Annotated in this window: 15 protein-coding genes; 5 read left to right on the top strand and 10 right to left on the bottom strand. The window is 51.9% G+C overall.

Annotation, left to right across the window (positions count from 1 at the left end; all coding sequences use genetic code 11):
- Positions 1–12: 12 nt before the first annotated feature.
- On the bottom strand, positions 13–2,709 hold the full coding sequence (gene mgtA / locus FEM44_RS13915; protein WP_135523678.1) for a magnesium-translocating P-type ATPase: 2,697 nt from the start codon (positions 2,707–2,709) through the stop codon (positions 13–15).
- Positions 2,710–2,851: 142 nt separating this feature from the next.
- The gene (gene mgtL, locus FEM44_RS13910; RefSeq protein ID WP_001387276.1) at positions 2,852–2,905 is read right to left on the bottom strand and encodes a mgtA regulatory leader peptide MgtL; all 54 of its coding nucleotides are present in this window, start codon (positions 2,903–2,905) and stop codon (positions 2,852–2,854) included.
- A 156-nt stretch (positions 2,906–3,061) separates the two neighbouring features.
- Between mgtL and treR the strand changes: the two genes are divergently transcribed.
- The 3 genes from treR to nrdG all read left to right on the top strand — a co-directional run bounded on the left by treR (position 3,062) and on the right by nrdG (position 7,499).
- Positions 3,062–4,036 (top strand): trehalose operon repressor TreR, encoded by a 975-nt coding sequence (gene treR / locus FEM44_RS13905; RefSeq protein WP_276606505.1) that lies wholly within the window; start codon positions 3,062–3,064, stop codon positions 4,034–4,036.
- A gap of 535 nt (positions 4,037–4,571) precedes the next feature.
- Positions 4,572–6,710, top strand: coding sequence for an anaerobic ribonucleoside-triphosphate reductase (gene nrdD / locus FEM44_RS13900; protein WP_130206068.1), 2,139 nt, complete (start codon positions 4,572–4,574; stop codon positions 6,708–6,710).
- A gap of 324 nt (positions 6,711–7,034) precedes the next feature.
- Positions 7,035–7,499 (top strand): anaerobic ribonucleoside-triphosphate reductase-activating protein, encoded by a 465-nt coding sequence (gene nrdG, locus FEM44_RS13895; protein ID WP_135523677.1) that lies wholly within the window; start codon positions 7,035–7,037, stop codon positions 7,497–7,499.
- Here nrdG and FEM44_RS13890 read toward each other — a convergent pair whose 3' ends face one another.
- The 3 genes from FEM44_RS13890 to pmbA form a co-directional block, all read right to left on the bottom strand.
- A complete protein-coding gene (locus FEM44_RS13890) occupies positions 7,500–7,739 on the bottom strand; it encodes a type II toxin-antitoxin system RelB/DinJ family antitoxin (protein WP_000212714.1) in 240 nt (79 codons plus the stop codon).
- Between the two features lie 191 nt (positions 7,740–7,930).
- Positions 7,931–8,317, bottom strand: a complete 387-nt coding sequence (gene cybC, locus FEM44_RS13880; protein ID WP_130206066.1) for a cytochrome b562 — start codon at positions 8,315–8,317, stop codon at positions 7,931–7,933.
- 183 nt (positions 8,318–8,500) lie between these two features.
- Entirely contained in the window at positions 8,501–9,853 is a 1,353-nt protein-coding gene (gene pmbA, locus FEM44_RS13875) for a metalloprotease PmbA (RefSeq protein ID WP_001162191.1), read from the bottom strand.
- Positions 9,854–9,946: 93 nt separating this feature from the next.
- Between pmbA and yjgA the strand changes: the two genes are divergently transcribed.
- Positions 9,947–10,498 carry a ribosome biogenesis factor YjgA gene (gene yjgA, locus FEM44_RS13870; protein WP_000166270.1) on the top strand — a complete coding sequence of 184 codons (552 nt, stop codon included), beginning with the start codon at positions 9,947–9,949 and terminating at the stop codon, positions 10,496–10,498.
- A gap of 173 nt (positions 10,499–10,671) precedes the next feature.
- Here yjgA and mpl read toward each other — a convergent pair whose 3' ends face one another.
- Positions 10,672–12,051: a UDP-N-acetylmuramate:L-alanyl-gamma-D-glutamyl-meso-diaminopimelate ligase gene (mpl, locus tag FEM44_RS13865; protein ID WP_135523676.1), complete on the bottom strand. Its 1,380-nt coding sequence runs from the start codon at positions 12,049–12,051 to the stop codon at positions 10,672–10,674.
- Between the two features lie 175 nt (positions 12,052–12,226).
- Here mpl and fbp point away from each other — a divergent pair, with 175 nt between their 5' ends.
- A complete protein-coding gene (fbp, locus tag FEM44_RS13860; protein ID WP_000853753.1) occupies positions 12,227–13,225 on the top strand; it encodes a class 1 fructose-bisphosphatase in 999 nt (332 codons plus the stop codon).
- Between the two features lie 39 nt (positions 13,226–13,264).
- Here the strand turns inward: fbp and FEM44_RS13855 are convergent, their stop codons facing one another.
- Genes FEM44_RS13855 through ytfR form a run of 4 tightly spaced genes read right to left on the bottom strand, consistent with a single transcriptional unit; the run spans position 13,265 to position 17,336 of the window.
- Entirely contained in the window at positions 13,265–13,780 is a 516-nt protein-coding gene (locus FEM44_RS13855; RefSeq protein WP_135523675.1) for a DUF2569 domain-containing protein, read from the bottom strand.
- A gap of 26 nt (positions 13,781–13,806) precedes the next feature.
- Positions 13,807–14,811: a galactofuranose ABC transporter, permease protein YjfF gene (yjfF, locus tag FEM44_RS13850; RefSeq protein WP_064530198.1), complete on the bottom strand. Its 1,005-nt coding sequence runs from the start codon at positions 14,809–14,811 to the stop codon at positions 13,807–13,809.
- Entirely contained in the window at positions 14,798–15,820 is a 1,023-nt protein-coding gene (gene ytfT / locus FEM44_RS13845; protein WP_130206106.1) for a galactofuranose ABC transporter, ATP-binding protein YtfT, read from the bottom strand. The genes yjfF and ytfT overlap by 14 nt, the downstream gene beginning before the upstream one ends.
- A gap of 13 nt (positions 15,821–15,833) precedes the next feature.
- On the bottom strand, positions 15,834–17,336 hold the full coding sequence (gene ytfR, locus FEM44_RS13840) for a galactofuranose ABC transporter, ATP-binding protein YtfR (protein WP_135385106.1): 1,503 nt from the start codon (positions 17,334–17,336) through the stop codon (positions 15,834–15,836).
- Between the last annotated feature and the right edge of the window lie 126 nt (positions 17,337–17,462).

The following is a 17,462-nucleotide window of genomic DNA, read 5'->3' as shown; positions in this document are numbered from 1 at the left end:
CTTATCACTGGCTCACTGCCAGCCGTAACGACGGCTATAGAACCCTTTCACCAACTGGGTTAACGTCATATACCCTGCCAGAATCGCAATCAACCACGGGAAATAGCTTAACGGCAGCGCCTGCAATTGCAGATAACTGGCCAGCGGCGAAAACGGCAATGCGATCCCGACAATCATCACAATCACAGTCATGATCATTAATGGCCACGACGCACAACTCTGGATAAACGGCACACGACGGGTGCGGATCATATGCACAACCAACGTTTGCGACAGTAATCCCACCACAAACCAGCCCGACTGGAACAGCGTTTGCGTTTCCGGCGTGTTGGCATGAAATACCCACCACATCAGGCAAAACGTCAGAATATCGAAGATCGAACTGATCGGTCCGAAGAAGATCATAAAGCGCCCCAGATCCGCCGGATTCCAACGCTGCGGCTTTTGAATTTGCTCGTCGTCAACGTTATCAAACGGGATCGCTACCTGCGATACATCGTACAGCAAGTTCTGGATCAGTAAGTGCAATGGCAACATCGGCAGGAAGGGCAAGAAAGCACTCGCCACCAGCACGCTGAACACATTACCGAAGTTAGAACTTGCCGTCATTTTGATGTATTTCAGCATGTTGGCGAAAGTGCGACGTCCCTCAATAACCCCCTCTTCCAGTACCATCAGGCTTTTTTCCAGCAGAATGATATCAGCCGCTTCACGGGCAATATCTACCGCCCCGTCCACAGAAATGCCGATATCCGCCGCACGTAACGCTGGCGCGTCATTAATACCATCGCCCATAAAGCCAACCACATGCCCTTCGCGCTTTAGCAAGGTCACGATGCGTTCTTTATGCATCGGCGTCAGGCGGGCAAACAACGTGGTACGCTGCGCGAGATTTGCCAGTTCGTCGTCAGATAGAGTTTCAATATCACTACCAATTACCACCTCTCCCGCATCTAGTCCCACTTCATGGCACACTTTCGCCGCCACTAACTCACTGTCGCCAGTAAGGATTTTGACGGTAATTCCACTCGCTTTTAATGCCTTCAGTGCCGGAGCGGTTGTCTCTTTTGGCGGATCAAGGAAAGCAATATATCCTTCGAGGATCAGGTCGGATTCATCCGCCCGCTGGTAATCCCCTTCACGCGCTGGCAGGTATTTCGTCGCCACCGCAACCACACGCAGCCCTTGACGATTCAGCGTATCTGTAACCCGCTTAATCTTACGCAGCATGGTGTCATCGAGCGGCACAATCGCGCCATTGTGACGCACCTGCGAACACACATTGAGGATTTCCTGCAATGCGCCTTTGCACACCAGTTGATGGTGTTCGGCATTTTCTGCCACTACCACCGACATCCGGCGACGCTCGAAATCAAAAGGAATTTCATCCACTTTCTGCCAACGACTGGCCAGCGAGCGTGCTGACTTTTCATCTATACCTTCCAGCACCGCCGTATCAAGCAAGTTTTTAAGTCCGGTCTGGTAATGACTGTTCAACCACGCGCTATGCAGCACGCGCTCACTGGTTTTACCGGAGATATCGGTATGATTCTCCAGCACAATTTTATCTTGCGTCAGGGTGCCTGTTTTATCAGTGCACAGAATATCCATTGCACCAAAGTTCTGAATCGCATCCAGATGTTTGACGATCACTTTCTGTTTCGACAGTTTTACCGCACCACGCGCCAGCGTCGAGGTGACAATCATCGGCAACATTTCCGGCGTTAAGCCTACCGCTACCGAAAGCGCAAACAGTGCCGCCTCCCACCAGTCGCCTTTGGTGTAGCCGTTGATCAACAGCACCACGGGCGCCATCACCAGCATAAAGCGAATCAGCAGCATACTGACGCGGCTGATCCCTTGCTGAAAGGCATTCGGCTCGCTTTCCTGCTCACTAACACGCCCCGCCAGTTGACCAAACCAGGTGTTGGCTCCTGTAGCAATCACCATTGCTTGTGCCGTACCGCTCACCACGGTGGTGCCCATAAAACACAGGGTATCGCACTCCAGCGGATTGCTGTGCTCTGGCTGGCGAGTGGTTGCGGCTTTTTCCACGGGCAGAGACTCGCCGGTTAACGATGCCTGGGCGACGAACAGATCCCGCGCCTGCAAAATACGTAAATCTGCCGGGATCATATCCCCCGCCGCCAGTTTAATAATATCTCCAGGCACCAGCTGGTCGATCGGGATCTCCAGCCAGCCATTTTCGCCTTTGTCGTTAATTACGCGCAGCACCGTCGCAGTATTACTGACCATCGCTTTCAGGGCATCTGCTGCTTTGGTGGAGCGCGCTTCCTGAATAAAGTTCAGCAACGTAGAAATAGCTACCATTAACGCAATAACGCCCGCGGCAAATAAATCTTCCGTGGCGTAAGAAATGCCGCCGAGGATCGTGAGCAAAATATTAAAGGGGTTACGATAACAGACCCACAAATGTACCCACCACGGCGACGGTTGTTGCGCGGGTAGTTTATTTTCACCGTGTTGTTCGCGGGCTAATTCCACTTCCGCCTGATTTAACCCTTCTGGATGCGTGCCGAAGGTTTTCCATAAATCCTTTTCTGGCATCACCGCCATTTTCAGGCAATGCGCGCTTAAGGAAGGCGGGATCGGAATATTCGCTGTCTGTTGCGTGCCAGGCAACGGATCGCGATGAACCAGACGAGAGGGTAAATGGCGAATGAGCCGGGTAAAAATTTCTTTAAACATAGGAAGTCCCTCCGCACCCTGTAAGCATGGTGCAGAAAATATCTTCAGGCGTCGCAAAGCCTTACCTGAAGGTAATAAACATGAGCAGGGACGTTAAAACGTCACGGCCTTACACATCCGGTAATGCCGTGAAAAGACAGGCTTACCGGAAAAGTTTTAATCTCCGTCGAGGGAGAGGCGTGGGATCAGGTTCCATATAACCTCCGGTAAGTGAAAAAAGCGCCGCAAATAATAAGGAGAATCCAATAATATTCGTAGCATTTATGCCGATATAATATCTGCAAGCAACTAAACCAACGATAAACCAGACTTTACCCATTGCTGAATGCGTGGGTAAAGTTAGGCTCAAATAATTAAACACAAATTACGGGACAACAGGATGCAAAATCGTCTGACCATCAAAGACATTGCTCGCTTAAGCGGCGTGGGGAAATCCACGGTTTCCCGAGTGCTGAATAACGAAAGTGGCGTGAGTCAGCACACGCGCGAGCGCGTGGAAGCAGTGATGAATCAGCATAGATTTTCCCCTTCCCGATCCGCGCGTGCTATGCGTGGGCAAAGCGATAAAGTGGTTGCTATTATCGTCACCCGTCTGGATTCGTTATCAGAAAATCTCGCCGTTCAGACGATGCTGCCGGCATTCTATGAACAGGGTTACGATCCGATCATGATGGAAAGCCAGTTTTCGCCACAGCTGGTTACTGAACATTTAGGCGTTCTGAAACGTCGCAATATTGACGGAGTGGTGCTGTTCGGTTTTACCGGCATAACTGAAGAAATGTTAGCTCACTGGCAATCATCTCTGGTACTGCTGGCACATGACGCAAAAGGTTTTGCTTCGGTCTGTTATGACGACGAAGGAGCGATTAAGATTCTGATGCAATGCCTCTACGATCGGGGGCATCGCAATATTAGTTATCTTGGCGTACCGCACAGCGACATTACCACTGGTAAGCGGCGTCATGAGGCTTATCTGGCATTTTGCAAAGCACATAAACTACATCCCGTCGCCGCCCTGCCCGGCCTGGCCATGAAGCAAGGTTACGAGAACGTGGCAAAAGTGATTACGCCAGAAACCACTGCGTTGCTGTGCGCAACCGACACGCTGGCGCTCGGGGCATGTAAGTACCTGCAAGAGCAACACATCGACACCCTACAACTGGCGAGCGTCGGTAATACGCCGTTAATGAAGTTTCTCCATCCGGAGATCGTCACCGTTGATCCAGGCTACGCCGAAGCCGGACGTCAGGCTGCCAGCCAGTTGATCGAACAGGTAACCGGACGTAGCGAACCTCAACAAATCGTCATCACAGCAGCCCTTTCCTGAGAGTTACCTTCTACCAGATTTATCCAAAGAGTGTTCAGAACACTACTGGCAGCTTCTGATGTATAGCTTTGAAGAAACCTAACCACAACTCTGTGCCACGACATTACGGTCTTTTGAGGTTGTCTGGTGGTTTCAGAGATAATCCTTCTCCAGACCATGCTAAAGCGAGTATTTCCGGGGACTTACCGGGTAGTATATTGTTTTTGTTGATTTTATAACCAGAAAATCATCAAAAAATTTACACATCGCTCTAGCGCCCGCCATCCGTACTCTCTGCTTTTTACTTTGAGCTAAATCAAAAAAAACGCAAACATCCTTAATGCAAAGCACTATATATAGACTTTAAAATGCATCTCAACCCAATATGTTGTATCCATCGTCTAAACTTGCAACAAGATACACGTCAACGAAGCCGACACAATTGTGGATAAAGCGAATTGGGATTGCAGTAAATCCCCGTAACAAGAGCTGAATAAACCGGGGCGCACTTCCCAACTTTCTGTGGATAACCTGTTCTTAAAAATATGGAGCGATCATGACACCGCATGTGATGAAACGAGACGGCTGCAAAGTGCCGTTTAAATCAGAGCGCATCAAAGAAGCTATTCTGCGTGCAGCTAAAGCAGCGGAAGTCGATGATGCAGATTATTGTGCCACTGTTGCCGCTATCGTCAGCGAGCAAATGCAGGGGCGTAACCAGGTAGATATCAACGAAATCCAGACCGCTGTTGAAAACCAACTGATGTCTGGCCCGTACAAACAACTGGCCCGTGCATATATTGAGTACCGTCACGATCGCGACATTGAACGTGAAAAACGCGGTCGTCTGAACCAGGAGATCCGTGGTCTGGTCGAGCAGACTAATTCCTCGCTGCTCAATGAAAACGCGAATAAAGACAGTAAAGTCATTCCGACCCAGCGTGACCTGCTGGCCGGGATTGTTGCTAAACACTATGCACGTCAGCACCTGCTGCCGCGTGACGTGGTGCAGGCACATGAACGTGGTGATATCCACTACCACGATCTCGATTACTCGCCGTTCTTCCCAATGTTCAACTGCATGTTGATCGACCTGAAAGGCATGCTGACGCAAGGCTTTAAGATGGGGAATGCCGAGATTGAACCGCCGAAGTCGATCTCTACAGCTACCGCAGTAACTGCGCAAATTATTGCTCAGGTCGCCAGCCATATTTATGGTGGCACCACCATTAACCGTATCGACGAAGTTCTGGCGCCGTTTGTCACCGCCAGCTACAACAAACACCGTAAAACTGCGGAAGAGTGGAGCATTCCTGACGTCGAAGGTTACGCTAACTCTCGTACCATCAAAGAGTGCTACGACGCATTCCAGTCGCTGGAATATGAAGTAAATACCCTGCACACCGCCAACGGTCAGACGCCGTTTGTGACCTTTGGCTTTGGTCTGGGTACCAGCTGGGAATCGCGCCTGATTCAGGAATCTATCCTGCGTAACCGTATCGCGGGCCTGGGTAAAAACCGTAAAACCGCCGTGTTCCCGAAACTGGTGTTCGCAATTCGTGATGGCCTGAACCATAAAGTGGGCGATCCGAACTACGACATCAAACAACTGGCGCTGGAGTGCGCGAGCAAGCGCATGTATCCGGATATCCTGAACTACGATCAGGTAGTGAAAGTCACCGGTTCGTTTAAAACCCCGATGGGCTGCCGCAGCTTCCTCGGCGTGTGGGAAGACGAAAACGGTGAGCAGATCCACGATGGTCGTAACAACCTCGGCGTGATCAGTCTGAACCTGCCGCGCATTGCTCTGGAAGCGAAAGGCGATGAAGCCACCTTCTGGAAGCTGCTGGATGAACGTCTGGTGCTGGCACGTAAGGCGCTGATGACCCGTATCGCCCGCCTGGAAGGCGTGAAAGCGCGCGTAGCGCCGATCCTCTATATGGAAGGTGCCTGCGGCGTACGTCTGAATGCAGACGATGACGTGTCTGAAATCTTCAAAAATGGTCGAGCGTCTATCTCGCTGGGTTACATCGGTATCCACGAAACCATTAACGCGCTGTTCGGCGGCGAGCATGTTTACGACAACGAGCAGCTGCGTGCGAAAGGTATTGCGATTGTTGAACGTCTGCGTCAGGCGGTGGATCAGTGGAAAGAAGAAACCGGCTACGGTTTCAGCCTCTACAGTACGCCGAGTGAGAACCTGTGCGACCGCTTCTGCCGTCTCGATACCGCCGAGTTTGGCGTGGTGCCGGGCGTGACCGATAAAGGTTACTACACCAACAGTTTCCACCTTGATGTGGAGAAGAAGGTGAACCCGTACGACAAGATCGACTTTGAAGCGCCTTACCCGCCGCTGGCGAACGGCGGCTTCATTTGCTACGGCGAGTATCCAAACATTCAGCACAACCTGAAGGCGCTGGAAGATGTCTGGGATTACAGCTATCAACATGTGCCGTATTACGGCACCAACACGCCGATCGATGAATGCTACGAATGTGGCTTTACCGGCGAGTTTGAGTGCACCAGCAAAGGCTTCACTTGTCCGAAATGTGGTAACCATGACACCTCCCGTGTGTCGGTAACTCGCCGCGTGTGCGGATATTTAGGTAGTCCGGATGCGCGTCCGTTTAACGCCGGCAAGCAGGAAGAAGTTAAGCGCCGCGTTAAACATTTAGGAAATGGGCAGATCGGTTGATCTCTACGCTGCGTTAAGCAAATGCCGGATGTGATGTGAAAGCGCCGCATCCGGCGTTGATTACCGGATGCGGCGTAAACGCCTTATCCGGCCTACAAATTCCAGACTGTAGCAACGGCTGTAGGCCTGATAAGACGCGACAGCGTCGCATCAGGCATTGATTGCCGGATGCGGCGTAAACGCCTTATCCGACCTACAAATTCCAGACTGTAGCAACGGCTGTAGGCCTGATAAGACTCGACAGCGTCGCATCAGGCATTGATTGCCGGATGTGGCGTAAACGCCTTATCCGGCCTACACGCGGACTGATAAGCCAGGCGAAATATGAACTTCCATCAATACTATCCTGTCGACATCGTCAACGGCCCCGGCACTCGTTGCACCCTGTTTGTCTCCGGGTGTGTTCATGAATGCCCCGGTTGCTATAACAAAAGCACCTGGCGGGTAAATTCCGGTCAGCCATTTACCAAAGAAATGGAAGACCAGATCATCAACGATCTGAACGACACTCGCATCAAACGTCAGGGCATTTCCCTCTCCGGCGGCGATCCGCTGCATCCGCAAAACGTGCCGGATATTCTGAAACTGGTACAACGCATCCGTGCCGAATGCCTGGGTAAAGACATCTGGGTGTGGACAGGGTATAAACTCGACGAACTCAACGCTGCGCAAATGCAGGTTGTTGATTTGATTAACGTGCTGGTCGACGGCAAATTTATGCAGGATTTAAAAGACCCTTCCCTGATCTGGCGCGGCAGCAGCAACCAGGTGGTGCACCATTTACGTTAGTCACTCATCCAGTCGGACCTTAATGGCCTCTTGTGGGTTGGCCAGTCGTTCCCTGACAGTGCGTAACAAGGCTTCTTCACTATCACTGACAGTGAGCGTTTTTACCGGCATTCGCCCATTTTCCGCAACGTACTGAAACAGCAGCCGTACAGCTTCAGTAGGCGTGATATTTAATTTTTCCAGCACCGCATAAGCCTCATTTTTCAGTTTGTCATCCAGACGGACGTTAAGTGTGGCCATTATGCCTCCGGTAATTATGAAAAGTGTAATGCATTATAGCATTACATATGCATTACATTCATTTCTGGAAAACGCCTCGCAAAAATGGCGGCGACACGCAGAAATATGCCGTAGTGAAGAGAGATTTGGCGGTGATTTTACGAAGGGAGAGGAGAGCATTGGGCGGCGACATTTCACCGCCCAATGAGGAATTAACGATACTTCTTGTGATATGAATTGCGGGTCGTTTTCAGTTGCTCTGCAGCGGCCTGCGCTTCTTTTACCTTACCTTCATTAGCCAGCTTCAGCGCGTCGTCAATCTGGCCAACCAGAATGTCGAAACCGTGGCGGAAGTCTTTCATTTCCGGGCTGTCTGGCGATTTTCCTTCCAGCTTCGGCGGCGTTGCTTTTTGCGCATCCAGCGCCGCGGCACGCATTTTGGTTAACGCGTCTTTGACTTGCGCCGCGTTATCCGCTTTTTCGACCACTTTTAAATTGTCGTTGAGGGTTTCCATATTGTCTTCCAGCTCAGCGGCAAACGACACCGAACTGAATACTAACGAGGAGACTGCAAGAATAGCTAACAGGCTTTTACGCATTGCTCACTTCCTTTTTTATTTACACTTCATCCTTCACACTGCCTCATCGACGGCTACGCTCATTCGCCCGAGTCACGTACTACGAGTACGCTCCCCGGCCCTCATTCACTTTCCGTCTCGATGCAGTGCGAATGATTTTGTGTAATTTTTTAGTTTATAGCGCGGCAGGTCGCGCCAGTTTTTTTACTGTCCGGCGATTTTCATCTCCGGCAACAGCACAGAACCACACTGTATATTACTGCGTGTTTCAATATCGTTACCGACGGTGACAATATTGCGCCACATATCTTTTAAATTACCTGCGATGGTGATTTCGCTAACCGGATACTGAATTTCGCCGTTTTCTACCCAGAAGCCCGCCGCACCACGGGAATAATCACCGGTAATTGCACTCACGCCCTGGCCCATCAATTCCGTCACCACCAGCCCAGTGCCCATCTCTTTGAGCATCTGCTCGAAGCTTAGACCTTGTCCGGCAATGCGCCAGTTGTGAATACCGCCCGCATGTCCGGTGCTTTTCAGCCCCAGTTTGCGCGCCGAGTAGCTGGTCAGCAGCCACTGAGTCAGGATGCCATCTTTAATAATGTCGCGACGTTCGGTACGAACACCTTCGCTGTCGAATGGCGTAGATGCCAGCCCTTTCAGCAGATGCGGATGCTCTTCAATGGTCAGCCAGTCTGGCAGAATTTGTTTACCCAGCGAGTCGAGCAGGAAGGTGGATTTACGGTAGACCGCACCACCGGCAATCGCGCCAACCAAATGACCAAACAGCCCCGTGGCAACTTCATTGGCAAAAATTACCGGCGCTTTCATGGTGGAGAGTTTACGCGGCGACAGACGCGATAAAGTACGGCGGGCGCAGTCGGCCCCGACCCACTCTGGCGTTTGCAGATCGCTCATCGCACGACCAATGGTGTAGGCGTAATCACGCTCCATATCGCCATTTTCTTCGGCAATTACACAGCTGGAGAGCGAATGACGCGTAGAGCAGTAACCCTGCAACATGCCGTGGCTGTTGCCAAAAACTTTGACACCGTAGTGGCTGTTAAAGCTGCCACCTTCGGTATTGGTAATGCGTTTATCCGCCTGTAATGCCGCCTGTTCAGCACGGGCCGCCAGTTCAATGGCTTCGTCCGGAGAAACTTCTGCGGGGTGGAACAGGTCAAGATCCGGCGCGTCGAAAGCCAGCAGTTCTTTGTCTGCCACGCCTGCATACGGATCTGGCGAAGTGTAACGCGCAATATCCAGCGCCGCCTGTACGGTGCGGGCAATGGCCTGCGGGCTTAAATCGGTGGATGATGCGCTACCTTTGCGGTTCTGGTGATAAACGGTGATCCCCAGCGCGCCATCGCTATTGAATTCGACATTCTCCACTTCACCATAGCGCGTGCTAACGCTAATGCCGGTGGTCTTGCTGACGGCAACTTCCGCACCGTCCGATTTGCCTGAGGCCAACTCCAGCGCAGTCGAAACTGCTTCTTCCAGAATCTTGCGCTGCGCTTCAACTTGAGAGATTACTTTCATTGCAAGTGCCATAATGTAGAGAGTTTCTCTGAAGTCTAACAGAGAACCGTTTTTCAGTGCGCATCTTAACTGGTAACATTAGCCTCTTTTTTTAAGGAGCCTGACATGACTAAGCAGCCCGAAGACTGGCTCGACGACGTTCCCGGTGATGACATCGAAGACGAAGACGATGAAATTATCTGGGTCAGTAAAAGTGAAATTAAACGTGACGCCGAGGAGCTAAAACGCCTGGGCGCAGAAATTGTTGATCTGGGGAAAAACGCGCTGGATAAGATCCCGTTAGATGCGGATCTGCGTGCGGCTATTGAGTTAGCCCAGCGTATTAAGATGGAAGGTCGCCGCCGCCAGTTGCAGCTCATTGGTAAGATGCTGCGCCAACGCGATGTAGAGCCTATCCGTCAGGCGCTGGATAAGCTGAAAAACCGCCACAACCAGCAGGTGGTGTTGTTCCATAAACTGGAAAACCTGCGCGATCGTCTGATCGATCAAGGGGATGATGCTATCGCTGAAGTATTGAATCTGTGGCCAGATGCCGATCGTCAGCAACTGCGTACTCTGATCCGCAACGCGAAGAAAGAGAAAGAAGGGAATAAGCCGCCGAAATCCGCACGCCAGATTTTCCAGTATCTGCGCGAGCTGGCAGAGAACGAAGGGTAATTTTCGTTGTTGATGTGAGTATGGTTTGCCGGATGCAGTGCACCGCCAGATCTGTAGGCCTGATAAGACGCGTCAAGCGTCGCATCAGGCGCTATGCTCAAATGCCGGATGCGGCGTGAACGCCTTATCCGGCCTACAAAAGCACGTTGCCCCTGTAGGCCTTATAAAACGTCTCAGGATTGCTGCGCAGCTTCCGCTTTCTTCGCCAGACCATCCAGCAGTTTCTGATGGATCCCACCAAAACCGCCGTTGCTCATCACCAGAATATGGTCGCCAGGCTGAGCGGTTTTCACCACCATTTCGGCCAGCGCATCAACATCTCCACTCCAGTGCGCAGGCTGAATACATGCTTCTGCCACTTCTGCTACCTGCCACGGAATATGTGACGGTTGCAGCAGGAAGACTTCATCGGCACGACCTAGTGACGGTGCCAAATCATCTTTGCAGACTCCCATCTTCATGGTGTTGGAACGCGGCTCAAGCACGGCAATAATACGCGCCGTACCGCCAACTTTGCCGCGCAGCGCCGCCAGCGTTGCCAGAATTGCCGTTGGGTGATGGGCAAAATCGTCATACACCGTCACGCCGTTAGCTTCGCCACGCAGTTCCAGGCGGCGACGGGCATTGATAAACAATCCCAGCGCGTTAGCAGCATCAGCCGGTGCGATGCCAACATGACGGGCCGCAGCAATCGCCATCAAACCATTGTGCATGTTATGTTCACCCACCAGCGACCATTTCACTTCGCCCACTTTTTCGCCATCCAGCAAGACTTCCCATTCGGAAGCGTCAGTGGTCAGCTTTTTCGCCTGCCAGTGACCTTGCTCGCCCACCAGCTCCTGTTCACTCCAGCAGCCCATCGCCAGGGTTTGTTTCAGGTTGATGTCGTTTTCCGGCCAGATAATACGCCCCTGACCAGGAACAATACGCACCAGATGGTGGAATTGTTTCTGAATCGCTTTCAGGTCGTCGAAGATATCGGCGTGGTCGAACTCAAGGTTGTTGAGGATCAGCGTTCGCGGGCAGTAATGAACAAACTTAGAGCGTTTGTCGAAGAAGGCGCAGTCATACTCGTCTGCTTCGATAACAAAGAAGTCGCTTTCGCCCAGGCGTGCAGAAACGTCAAAGTTCCCCGGCACTCCACCGATAACAAAACCTGGTTTATAGCCGCACTGTTCCAGAATCCAGGTCGCCATTCCCGCCGTGGTGGTTTTACCGTGTGTACCGGCAACGGCCAGCACCCAGCGGTCGCGCAGCACAAAATCGTGCAACCACTGCGGACCTGACATATATGGAATGTTTTTTTCCAGTACCGCTTCCACACACGGATTTCCACGGGTCATGGCGTTGCCAATAATCACCAGATCCGGCTGAGGATCGAGCTGGCTGGCATCATAACCCTGAATCAGTTCAATGCCTTGCTTCTCAAGTAAGGTGCTCATCGGCGGATACACATTGGCGTCCGAACCCGTTACTTCATGGCCCAACTGACGCGCCAGAATCGCCAGACCGCCCATAAACGTGCCACAAATTCCTAATATATGAATGCGCATACGTCACTATCCTTTTTTAATCTACCGTTCATTTTACGCATATGTCGGGCAACAGAGAAACGCATTTCAGGATAATCCGTAATTTGCTGGCGCGATTCACCTGAGCGCAACATTGAGATTATTTGTTAAGATTATTGCGGTCGCTTTACTCCATAAACATTGCAGGGAAAGTTTTATGAAAACGTTAGGTGAATTTATTGTCGAAAAGCAGCACGAGTTTTCTCATGCTACCGGTGAGCTCACTGCTTTGCTATCGGCAATAAAACTGGGCGCCAAGATTATCCATCGCGATATCAACAAAGCAGGACTGGTTGATATCCTGGGTGCCAGCGGTGCTGAGAACGTGCAGGGCGAGGTTCAACAAAAACTCGACTTGTTCGCTAATGAAAAACTGAAAGCCGCACTGAAAGCACGCGATATTGTTGCGGGCATTGCATCCGAAGAAGAAGATGAGATTGTCGTTTTTGAAGGCTGTGAACACGCAAAATACGTTGTGCTGATGGATCCGCTGGATGGCTCGTCCAACATCGATGTTAACGTCTCTGTCGGTACCATTTTCTCCATTTACCGCCGCGTTACACCGGTCGGCACGCCGGTAACGGAAGAAGATTTCCTCCAGCCTGGTAACAAACAGGTTGCTGCTGGTTACGTGGTATACGGCTCCTCTACCATGCTGGTTTACACCACCGGATGCGGTGTTCACGCCTTTACTTACGATCCTTCGCTCGGCGTTTTCTGCCTGTGCCAGGAACGGATGCGCTTCCCGGAGAAAGGAAAAACCTACTCTATCAACGAAGGGAACTACATTAAGTTTCCGAACGGGGTGAAGAAGTACATTAAATTCTGCCAAGAAGAAGATAAATCTACCAACCGTCCGTATACCTCACGTTATATCGGCTCGCTGGTCGCGGATTTCCACCGTAATCTGCTGAAAGGCGGCATTTATCTCTACCCAAGCACTGCCAGCCACCCGGACGGTAAACTGCGTTTGCTGTATGAGTGCAACCCGATGGCATTCCTGGCGGAACAAGCGGGCGGTAAAGCGAGCGATGGCAAAGAGCGTATTCTGGATATCATCCCGGAAACCCTGCACCAGCGCCGTTCGTTCTTCGTCGGCAACGACCATATGGTTGAAGATGTCGAACGCTTTATCCGTGAGTTCCCGGACGCGTAATGGTCTAAAAACGCCGGATTGTTCCGGCGTTTTTGCGTTTTAATTAACAAAAGTTAATTTGACTCGTTTAGAGACACGGAAATAGGGAACCCAGATAGCCAGATGAATGATATTTTTCAGCACACCCCATGCGTCTGAAAGTTCAATTGTGGCATGAAGAAATTGTACTGCTCCCCAGATATCAGCAACATTCAATGCGAAGAGCGCCAGAAGAAGGGCAATATAGTAGTGCGGAAGTTGGCGTTTCTTATTAAAAAACAAAAAGGTAGTATAACTCACCCACAGAAATATCATGGCAAATCCGGCCACCTCCAGATAAAGCAGAGTTCTGAGCGGTTCTTCCTGACTACTTTGAGCAAGCCCCCATGTTTGTACAAAAGAATAAATGCTCGAAATAATCACCAGCACTAAAGAAATAGCAGGTAAATACAGCCAACCTCCAATCCCCGTAAGCTTTTTATCAGCACAGCTTTTACAATAATCATCAGGTGGTAAAACATCCACACCACAACTTTTGCATGTTGTACTTAAACCCTCGCCTTCCTTTGCCCACATAAAAATATCCTTATATATCAGTAGATTTACTCTTTTATTGTATTTTCCGGACTCACTCTTATTACTGGCGAACTCTGTCGATTCTCCCACAGCACCGTTAACCCACGCTGTAACGCAATAAAAATAAACAGCAAAATGCCAATGGCGATTTTCGTCCACCATGAACTCAGCGTGCCGTCAAAGTTTATGTAAGTCTGAATGAGTCCCTGAATCGCCACGCCAAAAAGCGTCCCTAATACTGTCCCAACACCGCCGCTTAAAAGTGTACCGCCAATCACCACCGACGCGATAGCGTCCAGTTCCACACCTACGCCTGCCAGCGCGTATCCGGCCTGGGTGTAAATAGAGAAAACAATCCCCGCCAGGGTCGCCAACCCGGTGGAGAGCATATAAATGCGAATAGTAGTGCTGCGAGTAGAAATTCCCATCAGGTTTGCTGAAGTCGCGTTGCCGCCAATGGCGTATACCTGATTACCAAAACGCGTACGATGCGCGAGGAATATGCCGATAACCACCACCGCCAGCATCAGCAGCCCCATCGCGCTTAAGCGACCACCGCCGGGGATTTTCCACGCCAGGCTTGAAAGCGTGTCATAAATTGGATGGTTTATCGGGATCGACTCTTCCGAAACGAGATAGCTGACACCGCGCAAAAAGAACATTCCCGCAAGGGTAATGATGAATGCCGGGATCTTCAGCGCGTCGATCAAAAGCCCCATAAATGCGCCGAAGGCACAGCCCATCACCAGCACCAGTGGAAACGCCAGCAGCGGCGAGAGGCCGAAATCGCCAATCACTTTTGCCAGAAACACGCCGGTAAAGGCGATCACCGAACCGACGGAGAGATCGATCCCGCCGGAGAGGATCACAAAGGTCATGCCGACGGCGATGATGCCAAGAAAGGCATTATCGGTCAGGATATTGCAGATCACACGCGTGGAAGCAAAGCCGGGAAACTGCGTCAGGCAGTAGAGATAGCCCAGCACAAAGACGCCGATGGTGATCATCAGTGGCAAGTTACGTTTTATCACGGCTACGCACTCCTTTAATCAGACTGATAAAGCGTTGCGACTGGACAATCAGCACGCAAAGCACGACCACCGCTTTTACCACCTGGTTCATCTCCGGCGGGAATCCCGAAAGTAAAATTCCGGTGTTCATTCCCTGAATAATCAGCGCCCCCACAACTGAGAGCAGCAGGTTAAAGCGCCCGCCCATCAGCGATCCGCCACCGATGACCACCGCAAGAATGGCATCCAGCTCCAGCCATAACCCGGCGTTATTGGCATCGGCACCGCGAATATCCGCCGCCACGATAATGCCTGCAATCGCCGCACACAGCCCGCTCAATACGTAGGTGAGCATGACGATGATTCGTGTGTTGACTCCGGCATTTTTTGCCGCACGAATGTTGATGCCAACGGCTTCAATAAACATCCCCAGCGCTGTTTTGCGGGTCAACAGCCAGAAGAAGAGAAGCGTCAGCACAGCGATAATGACCGGCGTTGGCAGGAACAATAGCGATCCGCTGCCGAACCATGAGAGATCCGGCGAGTTGAACGTGACGATCTGACCGGAGGTGATCAATTGCGCAACACCACGTCCGGCGACCATCAGGATCAGGGTGGCAACAAACGGCTGAATTTTGAGGATCGCCACCAGTATGCCGTTCCACAATCCAGCCAGAATGCCGGTACCCAGGGCGCTTAACAAAACAATTGGCAGGCTGAACCCCGCGACCGTCATCGCAGCCGTTGTGGCTCCGGCGATGGCCATCACCGCCCCTACGGAGAGATCAATCCCACCCGTAGCGATCACCAGCGTCATGCCAATCGCCAGTAACGCAACCGGGGCGGCGCGATTAAGAATGTCGATAGGGCTACCGAACAAACGCCCATCCTGAAGCACCACCTGCCAAAAATGCGGGGCCACCAGGCTATCGACCACCAGCACCAACAATAGCGCCACCAACTGCGGCATCCCCGTCGGCCAGCGAAAGCGCTTTTTCGACGACGCGGTGTCCGGGAGAGATTGAGGCATCACACTGTTCTCCTTACGCCGCAATGGCGTTCATGATCGCCGGAACGGAAAGCTCTGCCAGCGGGATCTCCGCCACCTGTTTGCGATCGCGCATGATAATCACCCGATCGGCATAACCCACCAGTTCTTCCAGTTCGGAGGAGATCACCAGCAGCGCCAGACCGTCAGCGCACAACGTTTCAATCAGGCGAATGATCTCGGCATGGGCGCCAACGTCAATGCCACGCGTTGGCTCATCGAGGATCAGAAATTGCGGACGAGTCAGCAGCCAGCGTGAGAGCAGAACTTTTTGCTGATTGCCGCCGGAGAGAAATTCAATCGGTTGTTCGCTGGAAGGAGTACGAATGCCTAGCTGACGGATAAAGCGTTCGGCAATCTCTTGCTGTTCTTTACGGGAAATCGGCCGTAGCCAGCCGCGCTGGGCCTGGAGAGCGAGGATGATATTTTCCCGCACCGAGGCGGCGGCGATGATGCCATCGGTTTTCCTGTCTTCCGGGCAAAAGCCGATGCCCAGTACCGAAGCCTGATGTGGTGATCGCAGGGTTTGCGGTTTGCCTTTGATCAGCGCCGTGCCGCTATCGGCTGGTTTGATGCCGAAGATCACTTCAGCGGTTTCTGTCCGCCCTGATCCCAGCAGACCTGCCAGCCCGACGATCTCGCCGGGGCGTACTTCCAGATCAAACGGCGCGATCGTTCCTTTCTTGCCGTAATCTTTAAACGCTGCAACAGGATTGTCACTAAGCAATGTTCTTCCAGCACGCTGTAGCGCATGAGTATCCAACTCACGCCCCAGCATCATTTTCACCAGTTCGATCTGCGGTAGCTCGCGGGTTTCCCGACAGCCAACAAAGCTGCCGTTGCGTAAGACGGTGATCCGATCGCTGACCTGATAGACCTGATCGAGAAAGTGAGTAACGAAGATCAGGCTGACGCCGCGATCGCGCAGCTGGCGCATCAGGCCAAACAGCAACTCTACTTCCTGAGTGTCGAGACTGGCGGTGGGTTCATCGAGGATTAGCACTTTGGCGGAGAGATCGATGGCCCGACAAATGGCGACGATTTGCTGCATCGCGACTGAAAAGCGGTTGAGCGGTTCACGCACGTCGAGTGAGAAACCGTAAGATGCCATCAGTTCGGTGGCGCGCTTTTCCATCTCTTTACGTCGTAGCAAGCCGAAACGCTTAGGTTCGCGGCCTATGAATAGATTATCAGCGACCGACATATTGGGTAGCAGGTTAACTTCCTGATAGACAGTGCCGATGCCGAGCTGCTGTGCGTGGGCGGTGTTTTTCGGTGAAATAACCTGACCTTCCAGCCAGATGGTGCCGCGATCGGCATGGTAAACGCCGGTAAGTGCTTTGATTAACGTCGATTTACCGGCTCCGTTTTCACCGAGTAGCGCCATGATTTCACCACGGCGCAGGCTGAAATCAACGTTATCTAGCGCTTTGACGCCAGGGAAAAATTTGCTTAATCCTTCGGTGCGGAGGATTTCCTGGTGTTGGTCGGTCGTCATGGTTTCCCCCGAAGTAAAGCGTGCTCCCGCCAGGCTTGATAAGACGCGCCAGCGTCGCATCAGGCGCCAGTGCACAACCGCCGGATGCGGCGTAAACGCCTTATCCGGCCTACACTGCGCATCGAG

The sequence above is a fragment of the Escherichia sp. E4742 genome (genome assembly GCF_005843885.1).
In the GTDB taxonomy this organism is placed as follows: domain Bacteria; phylum Pseudomonadota; class Gammaproteobacteria; order Enterobacterales; family Enterobacteriaceae; genus Escherichia.
Note: the sequence above shows the minus strand (reverse complement) of the source record. Positions and strands in the feature narration are given on the sequence as shown.